The following is a 15,801-nucleotide window of genomic DNA, read 5'->3' as shown; positions in this document are numbered from 1 at the left end:
CGGGTGGAAGGTGGGTGAAAGCGGTCGCACAGACTTTCTCACGCCCCGCCTGACCGGCGCCTTTGCTTTATGCCGGCCGGGGGGGGAGGAGGCTCAGCGCTTCTCCAGCTCCCACGCCCCGACGCCGAGTTGGCCGGTGGTGCCGAGGTCCAGGGACGGGGAGATGACGACCGGGTCGGCGCCGGACCTGGCGCGTACGCGGACGTAGGGGACGTTCTCCGCGTCTCCGAAGCCGGTGGTGTTGCGCCAGGCCAGTCCGGACCGGGCCCGCTCGCCGGGTTTCAGGGTGATCCGGGTGGGCGGGGCGCTGTCGGGTGCCATGGGGATGTCGCCGGTGCCCTTGAGGATCTTGACGCCGTCGACGGTCCGGTACTGGTCGTCGAGGAGGGTCAGCTCCGGGTAGCCGTCCAGGGAGTACGGGGCCGTGCCGCAGTTCTCCAGGTGGATGCCGACGACCCTGAGCCCCATCGCCGCGTCCCCCTGGTCCGCGTACACCCGGACCCCCGAGGCCGGACAGGCGCCGCCCGTCGAAGGCGCCTCGGCGGTGGGGACCTTGGCCACCTTGATGACCTTGGCCGTGACAGCCCCGGCGACCCCGATGGCCTCCGTCGTCCCGGTGACGGTCTTCCCGGGCGCGACCGCGTTCACGGTCACCGTCCGGTTGTCCATCGCCCCGCCGGACGCGGACCGGAAGGACACGGTGACGGTGTACGTCATCGTCGCGGCCCCCTTGTTGACCACCTCGTACGCGGCCGTGAGCCTCGCGAGGCTGTCCGGCCGGACGACGTAGTCACCGCTGGGCCGGGGGGACGGCGAGGACGGCAGGCTCACGGAGGTGATGCGGACACCGTCGATGCCGGGGTCGGTGACCGGAACGGCGGACGCCCCCGAGCGCCCCGCGCTGCCGCTCGCCCCGGCGTCCCCCGCCCGCTCCGCGCCACAAGCGGTGACGGCGAACAGGACGGCGAGGGCCGGAACGAGAAGCGGGAGTCTGCGCATCGGGCCACCTCACCAGGCGACACGATCACGGGGCTGTGGCGGAAGCCACACCTCCGGTCACAGCCGTGTCACAGACCTCACCCGCCCCTCGGCTCAGCCCAGTTGCGTCTGCACCTGCGACGAGATCAGCTCCAGGTGGTCCAGGTCCGCCAGGTCCAGGATCTGGAGGTAGAACCGCGTCGAGCCGATCTCCGCGTACGTGCCGATCTTCTCGACCACCTCGGCGGGCGTACCCGCGAGGCCGTTCTCCTTCAGCTCGTCGACCTCGCGGCCGATCGCGGCGGCGCGGCGGGCGACCTCCGCGTCGTCCTTGCCGACGCAGACGACCAGCGCGGTGGAGTAGGTGAGCGCGTCCGCCGGACGGCCCGCCTCCTCGACGGCCGCGCGGACCCGGCCGAACTGCTTCTCGGTGTCCGCGACGGAGGCGAATGGCATGTTGAACTCGTCGGCGTAGCGGGCCGTCAGGCGCGGGGTGCGCTTGGGGCCGCCGCCGCCGATCAGCACCGGGATCTTCGGCTGCGTGGGCTTGGGCAGCGCGGGCGAGTCGGTCAGCGTGTAGTGGGTGCCCTGGAAGTCGTACGTCTCCCCGACCGGCGTGCTCCACAGCCCGGTGACGATCTCCAGCTGCTCTTCGAGGCGGCCGAACTTCTCCGCCGGGAAGGGGATGCCGTACGCGGCGTGCTCCGCCTCGAACCAGCCCGCGCCGAGGCCGAGTTCGACCCGGCCGCCGGACATCTGGTCGACCTGGGCGACCTGGATCGCGAGGACGCCGGGGAGGCGGAAGGTCGCGGCGGTCATCAGGGTGCCGAGGCGGATGCGCTTGGTCTCGCGGGCGAGTCCGGCGAGGGTGAGCCAGGCGTCGGTGGGTCCGGGAAGGCCGTCGCCGCCCATGGTGAGGTAGTGGTCGGAGCGGAAGAACGCGTCGAAGCCGAGGTCCTCGGTCGCCTTCGCGACGGAGAGGAGGGTGTCGTAGCTCGCGCCCTGCTGGGGCTCGGTGAAGATACGGAGATCCATGGGGCCATGCTCGCACCTCGTACATCCTTGCGATCGTCAACCCCGCCGGTCACGCGCACCCCACGGGCTCCCCTCCCGGGTGAATCTCGCGGGCGCCGGGCGCGTCGGGCAGTGACCGGCCCCCGCGATGATCGTTGGGACGTCGGAGCCGGACCGCCCGGCACCCGTGCCCGGCAGGTCAACGCCGGGATGTCACCCGCGTCGGCCCCTTGGAGGGGTCGCGGGCCGAGGAGGCCGTCATGTCCGAGGAATTGGGCTCTGCCGGGCAGCCGAAGGGGTTGCTTCAGCAGATGGAGGAGCTGATGGCGTCGTTGAACGCGGACCTGTCCGCACTGGACGCGGACCTTCAGTCGACCGGGAGTTCGCCGCGGGCGGCGTCCGAGGAGGGCGAGCCCGCCTGACTCCCACAGGGAACCGGCCCACACCAGGCCCCCGGCCTCTCGACCGGCCCTGAACAAGGGCCGGCGTCCCTTCAACACGGCATCACGCGAGGAACGCCGCACCCTCTCTCGACGCCGCCCTCTCTCGCACCGTGTCCCCGATGCAGGCCGCGTCCCCGATGTCCGCCGCACCCCCAACGCCCGCCGCATCCTCTCGACGCCGCCCCTCTCACACCGCGTCCCCCGGTGCAGGCTGCGCCCCCCGATATACGCCGTGTTCCCGATGTACGCCACGCCGCCTCGCATCGCATCCCCTCTCGACGCCGCCCCCCTCTCGCACCGCGTCCCCCGATGCAAGCCGCGTCCCCGACGCACGCCATGTTCCCGACGCACCCCGCGTCCTCTCGACGCCACCCCCTCCCACCGCATCCCCCGACGCAGGCCGCGCCCCTGATGCCCACCGCATCCCCGATGCACGCCGCGCCCCTGAGTTCCCCCGCTCCCTCAGACACACCGCACCATCCACCTCGCCGCGCCACCCGACCCCCACCTCACCCACGCCCCTCACCTCACACCGCATCCCCCGATCTCTCCGGTAACGCCGCCTCCTTCGCCGCCAGCTTCCGCAGCATCTCCAGCACCCGGTCCCTCGACTCGTCCGCCGCGTCGATGGCCTCCATGCACTGCCAGTACGTCGCCTGGTCGGGAGCCGTGGAGGCGAGGCCGACCAGGGCGATGCCGACCTCGCCCAGGAGGCCGCCGAGGCACAGCAGGGCCTGGCGGGCGTCGTCGAGGTCCGTGAGCTGGGCGGCGCGCAGATCCTCGGGCGCGAGGTCCGGCGCGTCGAGAACCCCGCAGCCCCGGCCCGCCAGCTCCGTCAGCCCCAGGGCCTCGCCGCGCAGCTCAGGCGGCCCCGAGACCGCGAGACGGCTGCCGATCGCCTGCGCGAGAGCCTGCGCCTGCCACACCTCCACGAGGAGTTCGGCACTGTCACCACCCCTCGCCAGCGCCCACCGGCTCGCCAGGATGAGCCGCACCGCATCCATGGGCCACCCCCGTCCGTCCAGGACCCGTTCCTCACGCGTCCGCCTCAACACACCAGTCCACTACCCAGAGTGAGGGACCGTGAGGCGAAAAGCCAGAGGAAGGCGGAAATCTGTGGACAACAAATCGGTTTCGGACGCCGGAACGATTACGCACAGCGATACCGGACGTGAGCATTCCGCCACCGTCCTCATTCCGCTTCGGCAGCGCCCCCCGCCGGGAACCGCTTCTCGTTGCGTTCGATCTTCGCCGCGAGCGCGGCGAGCGGGTCGACGCCGAGCACCTCGCAGAGCTGGAGCAGGTACGCGAGCACGTCGGCGACCTCGTCCCGTACCCGGTGGGCGGTGTCCGGATCGGACATCACCCGGGCCGATTCCTCAGGGGTCAGCCACTGGAAGATCTCCACGAGTTCGGACGCCTCCACGCTGAGCGCGGCGACGAGGTTCTTCGGGGTGTGGAACGGCTGCCAGTCGCGGGCGGCGGCGAACTCCGCCAGCCTGCGCTGAAGTTCCGGCACGTCGAGGGGGGTCGTCTCTCCTGTCACCCGTCAAGGTGTACCACCGTGACCCCGCCCGCCCCGTCCGCCCACGAGGCGTCGGGCGACGTACCGATCAGCCGGACGTGCCCGCGATCGGCCATCAGGACGGCGAGTTCGAGCAGCGCGTGGCGCTGGCGCAGGTCGAGGCAGGAGTCGAAGTTGTCGGCCAGGACGGTCAACGTGTTGAGGGCGGTGGGGAGTTCACCCGGGGCGTCGACCGTCAGGACGCCGGAGCCGGTCAACAGGATCAGCGCGAGGGCGAGATGGCGCAGTTCGCCGTCACCGAGCCGGGGCAGCGCGGTGGTCCCTCCGTCCCGGTCGAGTACGGCGTGCAGGCGGCCGTCCCTCGTCGCCTCGGCGCGCACGTCCAGGACCGGGCCCGCGCATCCGGCGTCCATGGCGACGACCAGCGCCGCGTGACGGGCGGCGCACTCGGCGCGGGTGCGGAAGACCACGTCCGCGAAGTTGTCGCAGCCGGCCATCAGCCGCCCGGAGCCGGGCAGGACCGGGACGCGCATCAGGTCGGGGCGGGGGTCGCAGAAGAACGCCGACCGCAGGGCGACGACCATCTGCTCGGCGGCGGCGAGCACTTGGCGCTGGCCGCCGGTGCTGCCCGCAATCCGCAGCGGCAGCATCGCGGTGACGAGCCGGTCGTCCGGGAAGGGCGCACGGATCCTCGGGGAGGAGCCGCCGGTGTACCAAGCGGCGTCGACGTACGGCCGGGTCGGATCGCGCAACGCCGTCTCCAGCAGCACGGTGCCGCCCGCGCTGAGCCGCTCCCCCACGATCCGCACGCGCGGTTCGGCCTGTACGGCGAGGTCGAGCGCGACCGGCCCCTCGGGACCGTCCGCCGTACACCCGATCCGGAACCCCCGCCGCCCCTGCCGGTCGGCCCGCGCCCACACGGGCACGCACTCCCCGACGTCGACGAACACCTCCCGCACCGCGCTCCCGCCGCCCAGCCGCGACAGCGCCCCGTACGCCCGCAGGGCGCCGCTCTTCCCGCTCCCGCTGCGCCCGCTGAACAGCGTCACCGGCCCCAGCGGGTACACCCCGCGCCGGTGGTTGGCGTACGCGGACAGCCGCAGCTCGGTGACGCAAGGCCGCCGCACCCGGCTGTCCAGCGTCCCGAAGGGGACGGGAGGAAGGGCCGCGACCACGGAGGCGATCCCGGAGACGGCCCTCGCCCCGTCCGCGGCGCGGCTACGGGGCGGCGGCACACGCGGCGCGCGCGGGCTCCGCACCACCGCTTGCTGCGACAGCGACGCACGGGACGAACGGGATCCGGTCATGCCCGGACCGTAGAAGTTCCCCGAGGCGGCGAACCGTTCCGCCCACCGCACGTTCCCCCGAACGAGCGACCGGCACACCGGAATCCGGTCAACGCCGCTGACCGAAACCGGCGATGGTGCGACTGTCGGGTTTGTCTGCCAGGTGGTGCCGGCCAGGCTGCTGAAAAGAGAGCGGACGCACCATCGAGCCTGACGCCGGTACGAACTCCGGCACGGCCGAAGGGCGAGACCTGAGCGGCCACTCAGCGAGAAGCAACCGCCGAAAAGCCCTCCCCCCCGACCGCCGATCCGGCAAGGCGAATCCGACCCCGCCGAAACACCTGCCTCAGCACCCCTGTCCCGCCGGTTCAGCTCCCCCGCACCCGATATCGCCCCGGCCTGCTCCCGGCATCACCGGAGCGCCCAGCGCTCGCTCGGCGCCCCCTGTCACCCCGCCTAAACCCCCTCCATGATCCCGCTCACCTCGGTCCCCGGCGGCGTCAGCAGGAACACGTTGCGGTCCACCCGGTGCATCCCGCTCGCCAGGCCGAACACCACGCCCGTGGAGAAGTCGAGGACGCGCTTGGCTACCTCCGTCTCCGCGCCGGTGAGGTCGAGGAGGACCGGGATACCGGCCATCAGCGTCTCCGCCACCTCTCTCGCGTCCGCGAAGATGTTGATCCTGAGGACCACGAAGCGGCGGCGCGCCTCGGTGTCCGGCTCCGGAAGGGAGCGGTGGTCGACCGCCGAAGGCCACGCGTCGCGGCCTCGCAACGGCACGACCTGGGCGAGCCCTTCCCACTGCTCATCGGTGACGTCGTAGCGGTTCACCGGCACCCCCCGAACTGACTCGCGTTCCATCCTGCACCAGCCAATTCTTACGCCATGTCACCCGTTCGGCCCAACAGCGACACGGACCGCGACAGCAACACGGCCGTTCTCACCCCGTTCACACCCGACTCCGCATCCCCCTTCAACGCCTCCGCATAGCGTCCCTGCCGTGCACATGGCAGAGACCAGGCCGGCGGCGTCCCCCCGTACCGAAAACCGCACCAAAACCCGTACCGAAAACCGCACCGAAGACCCCGCACCCCCACAGTGGCACCGCATCCTGACGCTCCTGTCGGCGGCGAGCCTGTTCATCGGCACCCGCGACGTCTGGGCGCAGGCAGCCTCGCACCACCCCCCACTGGCCGCCGCGATCTCGGTCTGTTACGCGGCGATCCTGCTCTCCGGAGTCGCGGCCCTGACAACCCGCACGGCCCGCCTCCTCGCCAGGATCGACCTGACCGTCCTGGTCACAGCGGTGATCCTTGTCACGGCGGCCTGGCTGGTCTCCCACCAGGGCGGCGACGAGTCCGCCCTCACGACGAAGGCCGCGCAGGAGCTGATCAGAGGCCACGCGATCTACGGCCAACCCTGGCCGCAACTCTTCAAGCCGAACATCGCGCTGACGCAGACGATCTACGGCGGCTACGACTACACGTACGGCTACCCCCCGCTCGCCCCGCTCCTGACGGCCCCGTTCCTGTGGCTCCACCACGGCGGCACCCCCGCGACGGCGATGGCGACGACGGCCCTGCTGGTCTCGACGGTCACCGTCTGGCGCCTGCTCCCCCGCCCGTGGCGCCCGGCGGTGACGATGCTCTGCCTCGGCTTCGGCTTCCTGCCGATGTACGGCCGCCAGGGCTACCCGGCGATCCTGGCGCTGGCGCTCCTGATGCCGACGGTGATCGGCTGGCCCCGCGCGGGCCGGGGCGGCCGTCTCGGCTCCTCCGGCATCACCCGCGCGATCCTGCTGGGCGCGGCCTGCGCGGCCCAGCAACTCCCGTGGTTCGTCACGCCGTTCCTGCTGGCCGGTATCTACGCGGTACGCCGGGGCGAGTTGGGCCCGCGCGAGGCGGCCCGCATCGTCCTGCGCCTGCTCGGCATCACCGCGGCGACATGGCTGGCGATCAACGCGTACTTCGCCGTCCACGAACCCGGCACATGGCTGGAGGGCATCGCGCTCCCCCTCACACAGGGCGCGGTCGTCCACGGCCAGGGCCTGGTGGGCATCTCCCTGTACCTGACGGACGGCAGCGACCGCCTCGACTGGTACTCCCACGCGAGCATGCTCCTCGCGGCGGGCCTGCTCGCCCTGTACGTCCTGTTCGTACGCCGCCTGGGCCCCGCCGCGACCGTCCTGCCGTGGCTGGCGTTCTTCGTGGCGACCCGCTCGCAGGACGGGTACTACCTGATGATGACGCCCCTGTGGCTGCTCTCGGCGCTGACCGCACCCCTGTCGGAGTTCGCGGACGCCTGGCAACCGAGACCGCGCTTCCTGTCACCGCGTCCGGCGGCCGTACTCGCCCTGGTCCCCGCCCTGTTGAGTACGGCGCTGGCGGTGACGGGGTCGCCGCCGCTGAGGATGTCGGTCGCGTCGGTCCGGCTGGCCTCCCCAAGGGCCCTGAGCCGTCTGACAGTTGACGTCCGGAACGTCGAAGGCACCGCTCTCGTACCGCACTTCACGGTCTCGACGGGCCAGGGCATGCCCCCGTACTGGACGGTCGTGTCGGGACCGGCACGCCTGGCCGGGCACAGCTCGGCGCGTTACGAACTCCGGCCTCCCCGTGGGACGTTCACGCTTCCCGCGAGGAGTTCGAGGCCCCGGATCCGGCTGCGGGTCTTCACGGGGGACCCGCAGACGTTGTCCAGCCAGGACATCCAGGCGGCGTTGCCGCTGCCGCGCCGGAGGTGACGTCAGCCCGTGCGGGTGAAGCGCAGGGCGGCCGTGATCGTCGTCTGGTCCTTCATCATGCCCATCTGGTTCCAGTCGAGCCCGAAGTCCTTGCGGTCGATGACGAATTCGGCGTTGAGCGTGACCGCGTCGGCGCCGGCGTCCGCGAGACCGGCGGTGAAGGAGTGCGGGCGGCTGATGCCGCGCACGGTGAGCTGGCCGGTGACGTGCACCTGGTCCGAGCCGCGCAGTTCCGCCGTACGCACCGCGTAGGTGATCTCCGGGTGGTTGTCGGTGTCGAGGAAGTCCGCCGAGCGCAGGTGGACGTCCCGTTTCGTGTTCTTCGTGTCGATGGACGCGGCGTCCACGGAGAACACGCCGGTGGCGGTGGAACCCTCGCCGACCTCACCGCTGCCGGTGACGCCCGAGAAGACGCCCTTCACCGTGACCAGACCCCACATCGTCTTGTGCTTCAGCGCGACGGTGGTGGCGGTCGGGTCCAGCTGCCAGATGCCTGTTGCGACGGCGACGGTCATGGCTCACAACTCCAGGTCGAGAAGGTCATCCAAATTTGGACGAGGGAAGCGTACCCAGTTATCCAAATCTGAACAACCCTGTGGGGAAAAACGGACCGCCGATACACTCGAAGTCATGGCCGCCAGCGAGGAACACCCCACCGACCTGCCTGAATGCCCTGGGAGAGCAGAGGGCGGCGAACTGCCGCGCGAACTGCGGGGGTGGATGCTGCTGCTGGCCGCGACCGGCGCGGTGGAACAACGGCTGCACACGCTGGTCAAGGAGCGGCTGGACATCTCGCACGACGAGTTCCTGGTCCTGTGCCTGCTCGCGGACCACCCCGAGGGCCTGCGCATGACGCGGATCGCGGAACTCCTGGGCCGCCCGAAGACCCGCCTCACCTACCAGATCGCCTGCCTCCAGCACGCCGGCCTGGTCACCCGCGGCTCGGTCTGCGGCGACAAGCGGGGCATCACGGTGATCCTCACGGACAAGGCCCGCGACCTCCTGCGCGAAACGTCGTGCACGCTGGCGGCAACGGTCCGCGAAGCGCTGAGCGAGGTGATGGGCCCGACGGAGGTGAACGCGTTGTGCGGCCTGCTGCCGGACCTGGCGGGGGGCGAGGCGGGGGGCACCGAGGCGGGGTCGGCGCAGGAGGCGGGCAGCGAGGAGCGGGCCCCGGAAACGGTGCAGTAACCGCTTCCTGGACGTTGCCGCGCGAAGGGGCCACCCGGCCGCGTACGACGGCGGAATACCAACTCGACTCCCGCACAGCCCCCACCACGTGCCACCCCGCCGCGTACGACGGCGGAGCCGTACGGCCGCACGGAAGCCGCCGCCGCGAGCCGTACCACCCCGCGAGAACGCCCGGCGACCGCCCCCTCGGCGGCCCGCCCCACAGAAACGGCCCGGCAACCGCTTGCCGGGCGCCGCACCCCGCCCGTCGCCGCCGCGCGCCTCCCCCGCCCCCTACTCCCCGAGCAGCCCCAGATACCCCCGCAGCAACACCTTGAGCTGCCCCAAGAGCGCCGCATCCCCCTCCGGGTCCACCCGGAACGCCTCCTGCGTCACCGCGTCCGCCGCCAGGAACGCCGTACGGCACGCCGTCGCCGCCTCCTCCGTGGCCGGGAGGAGGTGCTGGGCGACCAGAACCCGATGCAGCCCCTCCGCCATCGCGGACTTGTGCCGACGGTCCGCCTCACGCGTGCCCTCCGTGAGGTGGCGGCCGAACCAGAGCGCGCGGAAGCCGGGCTGGGAGCGGTAGAGCCCGGCGAAGGCGTCGACGAGGACGGTGACCGGGTCGGCCCAGGTCTCCTCCCCGGCGCGTTGCACAAGCGTTTCCATCGCCGTTTCCAGCCGCCCCAGATACAGCCCGGCCAGCGCCTCGACGATCGCGTCCCGGTCGGGCAGGTACTGGTACAGCGCCCCCACCGACACCCCGGCCTCGGCCGCGACCCGGGTCGTGGTCAGGACGTCGACACCCTCCTCGGCGAGCAGCCGCTCCGCCGCCGCCAGCACACGCGCGACCTTCTCCACCGAACGGGCCTGCCGGGGCGTACGCCTGAGCCGTACGCCGCTCAACTCACCCTGCCCTGCCGGAGGTTCCACGCGTGCCCACTCCAATCCTGAAACCAAACGTGACTTTGTTTCAGGTTCAGGTTACCTTTCGCGTCATGACGGAGGCGAACCCGGCCGCACAGGCGCGGCACGCGGTCGCGGAGGCCAGTCGACGGCTCGCGGACGCGGGCCTGCTGATCGGCACCGCGGGGAACGTGAGCGTACGGACCGACGACGGCGTCGCGGTCACCGCGACAGGCGCGGTGCTCGGCCGGGCCACGCCCGCCGAGGTGACCGTCGTGGACCTCGAAGGCCGGGTGCTGGAAGGGGAGTTGGCACCCACCTCCGAACTGGAGCTGCACCTCGGGATCTACGAGCGCTTCGGCGCGGGCGCGGTCGTCCACACCCACTCCCCCCGGGCCACCGCCCTCTCCCTCGTCCTCGACGAACTCCCCTGCGTGCACTACCAGATGCTGCTGCTCGGCGGCGCCGTACGGGTCGCGCCGTTCGCGGTGTTCGGGAGCCCGGAGCTGGCCGGTCACGTACTCGCCGCGCTGGAGGGCAAGTCGGCGGCGCTGATGGCCAACCACGGTGCGGTGGTGCACGGTTCGACGCTGGAGAAGGCCGTGGAGAACGCGCTCCTGCTGGAGTGGGCCTGCGACGTCTACGCGCGCGCCGCCGCGCTGGGCACCCCGCGCGCACTGGACGAGGAGCAGCAAGTAGCCGTCATCACCGCCGCGTCGAACAGCGGGTACGGCAGTACGCGCGCGGCGAAGCCGTAACGAGTCCGGCCCAGGAAGAGGGAGAGCCCCGTGAGTCAGTCGGTCATAGCGCTCGGCGCACACGTCTTCGACGTCCAGGTCCGCCCCGTCGAGTCCATCCCGGACGGACAGGGGGCGACACTGGTCGACCAGATCCGGTTCGGCCCGGCGGGCACGGCGGCCGGGACCGCGGTGACCCTGGCCAAGCTGGGCGCGGCAGTCCGGACCGCCGGCGCGATCGGGACGGACCCGATCGGAGACCTGATGCTGAGCCTGCTCGGCAGGTTCGGCGTCGACACGTCCCTCGTCGTACGGCGGGACGACGCCCAGACCTCCGCGTCGGTGCTGCCGATCCGCGCCGACGGGAGCCGGCCCGCGTTCCACGTGCTGGGCGCGAACATCACGTACGGCCCCGACGACGCCCCGCACGCCGAGATCGCCGCGTCCACCCATCTCCACCTGGGCGCACCGGAGTTGATGGGCGGGGAGGCGGCGGCGAAGATCCTGCGGCCCGCGCAGGAGGCGGGGACCGTCACCTCGGTGGACATCCTCGCGGGCGGTGAGAGCGGGCTGTTCGACTGGATCGCGGACGCGCTGCCGTACGTCGACTATCTGCTCCCCAACGAGGACCAGGTCGTGGGGTTCACCGGCGCTCAGAGCGTGGAGGCGGGGGCGCGGGTCTTCCTGGAGCGCGGGGTGGGGTGTGTCGCCGTGACGATGGGGGCGCGCGGGGCGCTGGTGGTGACGCCCCAAGAGGCCGTGACCGTACCGGCGTTCGCGGTCGACGTCGTCGACACGACCGGCTGCGGCGACGCCTTCTCCGCCGGGTTCCTGCGGGGGCTCGGGCTCGGGCGTACGGCCGTGGAGTCCGCGGTGCTGGGGTGCGCGGCGGCGGCTCTCGTGGCGCAGGGACTGGGGAGCGACCACGGGGACTTCGACCTGGCGACGGCGGACGAGTTCGCCGCGAACACGCCTGTACTGAAGGGCGATTGACGCCCCGGGAGGGGGCAACACGCACTTTTTGCGATCTTGCGGGACAGGGTTGACCCGGCTCCCACCTGCGCGAAGTCCGGTTTGACCCACCCCAACACCCGCCCGGTAACACCGAGTTCACCGGGCGGTTCTTCTCCGGCGTTCTACGCGCGTGGTGTTCTGCTCGCACCCGCCGCTCCCCGGGCGGGCTCCCCCCTGAACTCGCCCAGGAGTCACCCATGCTGTGGAAGATCATCGGCCGTACGGGCGTCGCGCTCGCGGCCGGCGCGGCCGTCGTCGCCACCGCCGTCCCCGCGAGCGCCGCGAGCTACTCCGCGTTCGCCTTCTCGCAGAGCGGCGGTCAGCCGCAGATCTACGACTTCATCAACTCCGCGACCAGCTCGCTCGACATGACGATGTACGAGCTGGAGGACACCACCGCCGTCGACGACCTCATCGCCCTGGAGAACAAGGGGGTGACCGTGCGGGTCGTCCTCGACCAGGCGCACAAGTCCGCGAACAGCTCGGCGTACACGGCGCTCACCGGCGCCGGTGTCGGGGTCGCCTGGTCCTCCGCCTCGTACGTCTACACGCACCAGAAGACCATCACCGTCGACGGCGCCAACTCCCTTGTCCTCACCGGGAATCTGACCTCCCAGTACTACGCCACCGGGCGGGACTACGGGGTGTTCGACGACGACAGCCGGGACGTCGCCGCCATCGAGAAGGTCTTCGACGCGGACTACACCGGCGCGGCGGTCACCCCCACCGACGGCGACCATCTGCTCTGGTCCCCCACCGACTCCCGCAACCGGCTCCTGTCGGTCATCAACGGGGCCACCACCACGCTGGACGTAGAGGAGTTGGAGTTCAGTGACAGCGCGGTCGTCAACGCGATCGCTGCGCGGGCGGCGGCTGGGGTGAAGGTGCGGGTCGTTCTGGAGACCCCGTCGTCCTACGCGTCCGAGGTCTCCCAGATCGAGTCGGCGGGCGGGACCGTCGTCGGGTACTCCGACCCCGACGGGTTCTACATCCACGCGAAGGCGATGGTGGCCGACTACGGGCTGTCCACGCAGGCGGTGGAAGCCGGGTCGATGAACATCAGCTCCAACTCACTGGGCAGCAACCGGGAGTTGGGGGTCATCCTGACCGGGACCGGGGTCGCGCAGTCGGTCGCGGCGACGGTGGAGACGACGTTCGCGAGCGACTACGCGGGCGGGACTGCGGCGTAACGCCCTGTGGGGGGTGGTGAGTTCCTGGAGAACCTCCACCCCCCCTTGCTCAGACAGTCATGGCGTCCCGTACCAGCGCCGTGTCCACGAACTGTTCGAACCGCACGATCAGGCCGCCCCGTACGACGAAGTGGTGCGCGACCCGTACGTCGATCGGCTTGCCCGTCGCCTTGTTCGCGGCCGTGTACCGCGCCAGCACCACCACGTTCTCGCCGTCCACCACGTACGTGTCGTCGTGGGCCGTCCAGCCGTCCCAGTCCTGGCCGAGCTTCTCCATGACGGCCGCCGTGACGCCGTCCGGCGTGCGGTAGGTGCCCGCGAGCGGGAAGCCCGCCATCTCGGTCCACTCGACGTCGGGCGCGAGCGTCGCGCGCAGGGCCGCGAGGTCACCGGCCGCCGAGGCCAGGTACTGGCGGCGTACCACGTCGGCGGGAGCGTCGTACGTCATCGCGGTCAGCCCCACTTCATCTCGCCCTTGGCGACCTTGGCCCCGATCTGCGCGGCGATCAGCATGCCGTTGTCGGGGTAGCGGGCGACGAGCGCCTCGGTGAGGGCGGCGCCGTCGGCGGCCTTGGACAGCTCCTCCTCGAAGGCGACCAGGTAGTCGCGGGTCGCGGTGATCGCGGACGCGTCGGCGGCGGTGCCGGGGAGGCGGTGGCCGGGGACGACGAACTCCGGCTCCAGCGCGGCCATTTCGTCGAGCGCCTTGATCCAGGCGGCGCGGTCGTCGGGGGTCGGGGTGTCGGCGACCCAGACGTGCTCGCCCTGGAAGAGGAGGACGCCGCCGACGATCGCCTTGTGCTCGGCCTGCCAGAGGTAGTGGCGGTCGGGAAGTTCCGCCGAGCCGCCCTTCAGCTCGAAGCGGTGGCCCTCCAGCGTGAGGTCGCCGGTGAGGGGTTCGAGGGCGACGAGCCGGGTGGGGAGGTTCGGGCCGAGGGCGGCCCAGGCCTTGAGCTTGCCCTCGTACGACTCCTTGATGTGCTCGATGACGAGCGGGGTGGCGACGAACGTCGCCTCGGGGAAGGCGTCCGCGATGACCTCGGCGCCGAAGTAGAAGTCGGGGTCGGCGTGGCTGACGAAGACGGTCGTCAGGGTCTTGCCGGAGTCGAGGACGGCGGCGGCGAGGCGGTGGCCGTCCGCGCGGGTGAAGGCGGCGTCGACGAGCAACGCCTCGCTCTCGCCGGTGACGAGCGTCGCCGTCTTGTTCTTGCTGCCGGCCGGGAAGTCCAGGTCGAGAACGGTGAAATCGAGGGTGCTCATGGGAGCTCCTTGAGGAGGCGCGGGGATGGCGAACTTACCGCCTGACGGCACAGTATCTGACTATACAGATATCTACTTGAGACTGTGACAACTGCCACCGCCCCGACCGTCCCCGCCATTACAGCAACACCCTCGGACCCCCGCAGCCCGAGCCGCTCCCCCGGGTGACGCGTCCCCTCACTCCGGCGGAACGGGCGGCGACAGCGGCGAGGGCGACGGGAAACGCCCCTCGGGCACGCCCGGAACCACGGGCCGCACCACCACCCCCGCCACCACGTCGATCCGCACCACGAACACGCCGTCGCCGGAGACCGGACGAGGCTGGAGACGCGGGGCCTCGACGGAGACCGGCCGGAGCCCCGACACCGCCCACCCGAGGCCCAGCAGCCCGAAAAGTACGAGGGTCAGCAGCGCGGGTCCGGCCCCGCGAGGCCTGCGGTCGTGAGTCACTTCAGTTCCTGGTCGCTAGATCCGACTGAGACATCACCCCGTGTCCCCAGCCTCACAGCCGGACCCGCCCAAGGGAATCTTGAGACTTAAAGTTGTATCCCTCCTGCACGAACCTTTCACGCCCGCTTGACGAACGCCCCGGATATCAACTCACCGGCCGGTCAAGGCAGTTGAATACTCAACGGCCACCCCTTCAGGCCAGCTCCAGCAGGTCCTCCTCCGACAGGACCAGGTCCGCCGCCGCCATGTTGTCCTCCAGGTGGGCCACCGTGCCCGTGCCGGGGATCGCGAGCAGCGCCGGGGACGAGGCGAGGAGCCAGGCGAGGGCCAGCCGGGAGGTGCTCACGCCGTGCCGGGCGGCGGCCTTCGCGAGGCGTGCGTCGTCCAGTTCGCTCCCGCCGCCGACCGGGTGGAACGCGACGAAGGCGACGTCCGCGTCCTCGCACAGCGCGAGGAGCTCCGCGTCGTCGCGCAGGCCCGCGTTGTACCTGTTCTGGACGGCCGCGACGGGGGCGATCGCGCGGGCCTCGACGAGGTGGGCCGTATCGACGTTGCTGAGGCCCAGGTGGCGGATCAGGCCCTCCTCCCGCAGCGCGGCCAGCGCCTCGAAGCGGGCCGCGACGGACTCGCCGTGCGCGGGCGTCATCCCGCCGACCCGCAGATAGACCAGGTCGAGCCGGTCCACGCCCAGCGCTTCGAGGTTCCCCTCGACCAGACCGCGCAGCTCCTCGGGCGCGGCCTCGCGGAAGCCGGCGCCGAAGACCGGGCCGACCTTCGTGGCGAGGACCAGCCCCGCCGGGTACGGGTGCAGGGCCTCGCGGATCAGGGTGTTGGCGCGTACGGCGCCCTCGGCGTCGGCGTAGAAGTCGGCGGTGTCGATGTGGTCGACGCCCAGCTCGACCGCCCGGCGCAGGACGGCGCGGCCCGCCTCGGGGTCGCGGGCGGGGCCCCGGATGCCGCCCTTGGAGGGCAGGCGCATCGCGCCGAAGCCGAGCCGGTTCACGGGCAGGTCGCCGCCGATACGGAAGGTTTCACTCATGCCGCCAGCCTGTCCGGGGGACTTGTCCACAGCCAGCCACTGGCACGTT

The 15,801-nt window shown here is 71.5% G+C and carries 18 protein-coding genes; 6 read left to right on the top strand and 12 right to left on the bottom strand.

Going from position 1 to position 15,801, the window contains the following annotated elements:
- Nucleotides 1-93: 93 nt before the first annotated feature.
- Both J8M50_RS36030 and J8M50_RS36025 read right to left on the bottom strand, forming a co-directional pair.
- On the bottom strand, nt 94-999 hold the full coding sequence (locus J8M50_RS36030) for a DUF4232 domain-containing protein (protein WP_010353077.1): 906 nt from the start codon (nt 997-999) through the stop codon (nt 94-96).
- 93 nt (nt 1,000-1,092) lie between these two features.
- Nucleotides 1,093-2,013 (bottom strand): LLM class F420-dependent oxidoreductase, encoded by a 921-nt coding sequence (locus J8M50_RS36025; protein WP_010353076.1) that lies wholly within the window; start codon nt 2,011-2,013, stop codon nt 1,093-1,095.
- Nucleotides 2,014-2,252: 239 nt separating this feature from the next.
- On the opposite strand from J8M50_RS36025, the gene J8M50_RS36020 reads away from it, so the two are divergent.
- Nucleotides 2,253-2,414, top strand: a complete 162-nt coding sequence (locus J8M50_RS36020) for a hypothetical protein (RefSeq protein WP_162947332.1) — start codon at nt 2,253-2,255, stop codon at nt 2,412-2,414.
- Between the two features lie 548 nt (nt 2,415-2,962).
- On the opposite strand, the gene J8M50_RS36015 is transcribed toward J8M50_RS36020, so the two are convergent.
- The 4 genes from J8M50_RS36015 to J8M50_RS36000 all read right to left on the bottom strand — a co-directional run bounded on the left by J8M50_RS36015 (nt 2,963) and on the right by J8M50_RS36000 (nt 6,107).
- Complete coding sequence (locus J8M50_RS36015) at nt 2,963-3,439, bottom strand: DUF6099 family protein (RefSeq protein ID WP_010353074.1); 477 nt, start codon at nt 3,437-3,439, stop codon at nt 2,963-2,965.
- 188 nt (nt 3,440-3,627) lie between these two features.
- Nucleotides 3,628-3,981, bottom strand: coding sequence for a nucleotide pyrophosphohydrolase (locus tag J8M50_RS36010; protein ID WP_040836167.1), 354 nt, complete (start codon nt 3,979-3,981; stop codon nt 3,628-3,630).
- Nucleotides 3,978-5,267 (bottom strand): AAA family ATPase, encoded by a 1,290-nt coding sequence (locus J8M50_RS36005; protein WP_223786377.1) that lies wholly within the window; start codon nt 5,265-5,267, stop codon nt 3,978-3,980. Before J8M50_RS36005 ends, J8M50_RS36010 begins: the two co-directional genes overlap by 4 nt.
- 435 nt (nt 5,268-5,702) lie before the next feature.
- On the bottom strand, nt 5,703-6,107 hold the full coding sequence (locus tag J8M50_RS36000; RefSeq protein WP_178854924.1) for a cell division protein SepF: 405 nt from the start codon (nt 6,105-6,107) through the stop codon (nt 5,703-5,705).
- A 145-nt stretch (nt 6,108-6,252) separates the two neighbouring features.
- Between J8M50_RS36000 and J8M50_RS35995 the strand changes: the two genes are divergently transcribed.
- Nucleotides 6,253-7,986, top strand: coding sequence for a hypothetical protein (locus J8M50_RS35995; protein WP_010353070.1), 1,734 nt, complete (start codon nt 6,253-6,255; stop codon nt 7,984-7,986).
- Nucleotides 7,987-7,988: 2 nt separating this feature from the next.
- Here J8M50_RS35995 and J8M50_RS35990 read toward each other — a convergent pair whose 3' ends face one another.
- Complete coding sequence (locus J8M50_RS35990) at nt 7,989-8,501, bottom strand: YceI family protein (RefSeq protein WP_010353069.1); 513 nt, start codon at nt 8,499-8,501, stop codon at nt 7,989-7,991.
- Between the two features lie 115 nt (nt 8,502-8,616).
- On the opposite strand from J8M50_RS35990, the gene J8M50_RS35985 reads away from it, so the two are divergent.
- Complete coding sequence (locus tag J8M50_RS35985) at nt 8,617-9,177, top strand: MarR family winged helix-turn-helix transcriptional regulator (RefSeq protein ID WP_050372165.1); 561 nt, start codon at nt 8,617-8,619, stop codon at nt 9,175-9,177.
- Nucleotides 9,178-9,450: 273 nt separating this feature from the next.
- Here the strand turns inward: J8M50_RS35985 and J8M50_RS35980 are convergent, their stop codons facing one another.
- Complete coding sequence (locus J8M50_RS35980) at nt 9,451-10,089, bottom strand: TetR/AcrR family transcriptional regulator (protein WP_202950040.1); 639 nt, start codon at nt 10,087-10,089, stop codon at nt 9,451-9,453.
- A gap of 65 nt (nt 10,090-10,154) precedes the next feature.
- Here J8M50_RS35980 and J8M50_RS35975 point away from each other — a divergent pair, with 65 nt between their 5' ends.
- The 3 genes from J8M50_RS35975 to J8M50_RS35965 all read left to right on the top strand — a co-directional run bounded on the left by J8M50_RS35975 (nt 10,155) and on the right by J8M50_RS35965 (nt 13,003).
- On the top strand, nt 10,155-10,820 hold the full coding sequence (locus tag J8M50_RS35975; protein ID WP_010353066.1) for a class II aldolase/adducin family protein: 666 nt from the start codon (nt 10,155-10,157) through the stop codon (nt 10,818-10,820).
- Between the two features lie 30 nt (nt 10,821-10,850).
- Nucleotides 10,851-11,792: a carbohydrate kinase family protein gene (locus J8M50_RS35970; protein ID WP_010353065.1), complete on the top strand. Its 942-nt coding sequence runs from the start codon at nt 10,851-10,853 to the stop codon at nt 11,790-11,792.
- Between the two features lie 218 nt (nt 11,793-12,010).
- Nucleotides 12,011-13,003, top strand: coding sequence for a phospholipase D-like domain-containing protein (locus J8M50_RS35965; protein ID WP_010353064.1), 993 nt, complete (start codon nt 12,011-12,013; stop codon nt 13,001-13,003).
- A gap of 49 nt (nt 13,004-13,052) precedes the next feature.
- Here J8M50_RS35965 and J8M50_RS35960 read toward each other — a convergent pair whose 3' ends face one another.
- The 4 genes from J8M50_RS35960 to J8M50_RS35945 all read right to left on the bottom strand — a co-directional run bounded on the left by J8M50_RS35960 (nt 13,053) and on the right by J8M50_RS35945 (nt 15,752).
- The gene (locus J8M50_RS35960; protein WP_086013991.1) at nt 13,053-13,451 is read right to left on the bottom strand and encodes a nuclear transport factor 2 family protein; all 399 of its coding nucleotides are present in this window, start codon (nt 13,449-13,451) and stop codon (nt 13,053-13,055) included.
- A 5-nt stretch (nt 13,452-13,456) separates the two neighbouring features.
- The gene (locus tag J8M50_RS35955) at nt 13,457-14,263 is read right to left on the bottom strand and encodes an MBL fold metallo-hydrolase (protein WP_010353062.1); all 807 of its coding nucleotides are present in this window, start codon (nt 14,261-14,263) and stop codon (nt 13,457-13,459) included.
- Between the two features lie 177 nt (nt 14,264-14,440).
- The gene (locus J8M50_RS35950; RefSeq protein ID WP_010353061.1) at nt 14,441-14,713 is read right to left on the bottom strand and encodes a hypothetical protein; all 273 of its coding nucleotides are present in this window, start codon (nt 14,711-14,713) and stop codon (nt 14,441-14,443) included.
- Between the two features lie 193 nt (nt 14,714-14,906).
- Nucleotides 14,907-15,752, bottom strand: coding sequence for an aldo/keto reductase (locus J8M50_RS35945; RefSeq protein WP_010353060.1), 846 nt, complete (start codon nt 15,750-15,752; stop codon nt 14,907-14,909).
- Nucleotides 15,753-15,801 lie beyond the last annotated feature (49 nt).

This window comes from Streptomyces acidiscabies (assembly GCF_020010905.1).
Lineage (GTDB): Bacteria > Actinomycetota > Actinomycetes > Streptomycetales > Streptomycetaceae > Streptomyces > Streptomyces acidiscabies.
Note: the sequence above shows the minus strand (reverse complement) of the source record. Positions and strands in the feature narration are given on the sequence as shown.

Excerpts from the sequence above, each read along its gene's own strand:
- J8M50_RS36000 (WP_178854924.1), bottom strand. The coding sequence starts at position 6,107 with ATGGAACGCGAGTCAGTTCGGGGGGTGCCGGTGAACCGCTACGACGTC.
- J8M50_RS36025 (WP_010353076.1), bottom strand. The coding sequence starts at position 2,013 with ATGGATCTCCGTATCTTCACCGAGCCCCAGCAGGGCGCGAGCTACGAC.
- J8M50_RS36030 (WP_010353077.1), bottom strand. The coding sequence starts at position 999 with ATGCGCAGACTCCCGCTTCTCGTTCCGGCCCTCGCCGTCCTGTTCGCC.
- J8M50_RS35965 (WP_010353064.1), top strand. The coding sequence starts at position 12,011 with ATGCTGTGGAAGATCATCGGCCGTACGGGCGTCGCGCTCGCGGCCGGC.
- J8M50_RS36005 (WP_223786377.1), bottom strand. The coding sequence starts at position 5,267 with ATGACCGGATCCCGTTCGTCCCGTGCGTCGCTGTCGCAGCAAGCGGTG.
- J8M50_RS35960 (WP_086013991.1), bottom strand. The coding sequence starts at position 13,451 with ATGACGTACGACGCTCCCGCCGACGTGGTACGCCGCCAGTACCTGGCC.
- J8M50_RS35975 (WP_010353066.1), top strand. The coding sequence starts at position 10,155 with ATGACGGAGGCGAACCCGGCCGCACAGGCGCGGCACGCGGTCGCGGAG.
- J8M50_RS35985 (WP_050372165.1), top strand. The coding sequence starts at position 8,617 with ATGGCCGCCAGCGAGGAACACCCCACCGACCTGCCTGAATGCCCTGGG.
- J8M50_RS35945 (WP_010353060.1), bottom strand. The coding sequence starts at position 15,752 with ATGAGTGAAACCTTCCGTATCGGCGGCGACCTGCCCGTGAACCGGCTC.
- J8M50_RS35990 (WP_010353069.1), bottom strand. The coding sequence starts at position 8,501 with ATGACCGTCGCCGTCGCAACAGGCATCTGGCAGCTGGACCCGACCGCC.
- J8M50_RS36020 (WP_162947332.1), top strand. The coding sequence starts at position 2,253 with ATGTCCGAGGAATTGGGCTCTGCCGGGCAGCCGAAGGGGTTGCTTCAG.
- J8M50_RS35955 (WP_010353062.1), bottom strand. The coding sequence starts at position 14,263 with ATGAGCACCCTCGATTTCACCGTTCTCGACCTGGACTTCCCGGCCGGC.
- J8M50_RS35995 (WP_010353070.1), top strand. The coding sequence starts at position 6,253 with ATGGCAGAGACCAGGCCGGCGGCGTCCCCCCGTACCGAAAACCGCACC.
- J8M50_RS36015 (WP_010353074.1), bottom strand. The coding sequence starts at position 3,439 with ATGGATGCGGTGCGGCTCATCCTGGCGAGCCGGTGGGCGCTGGCGAGG.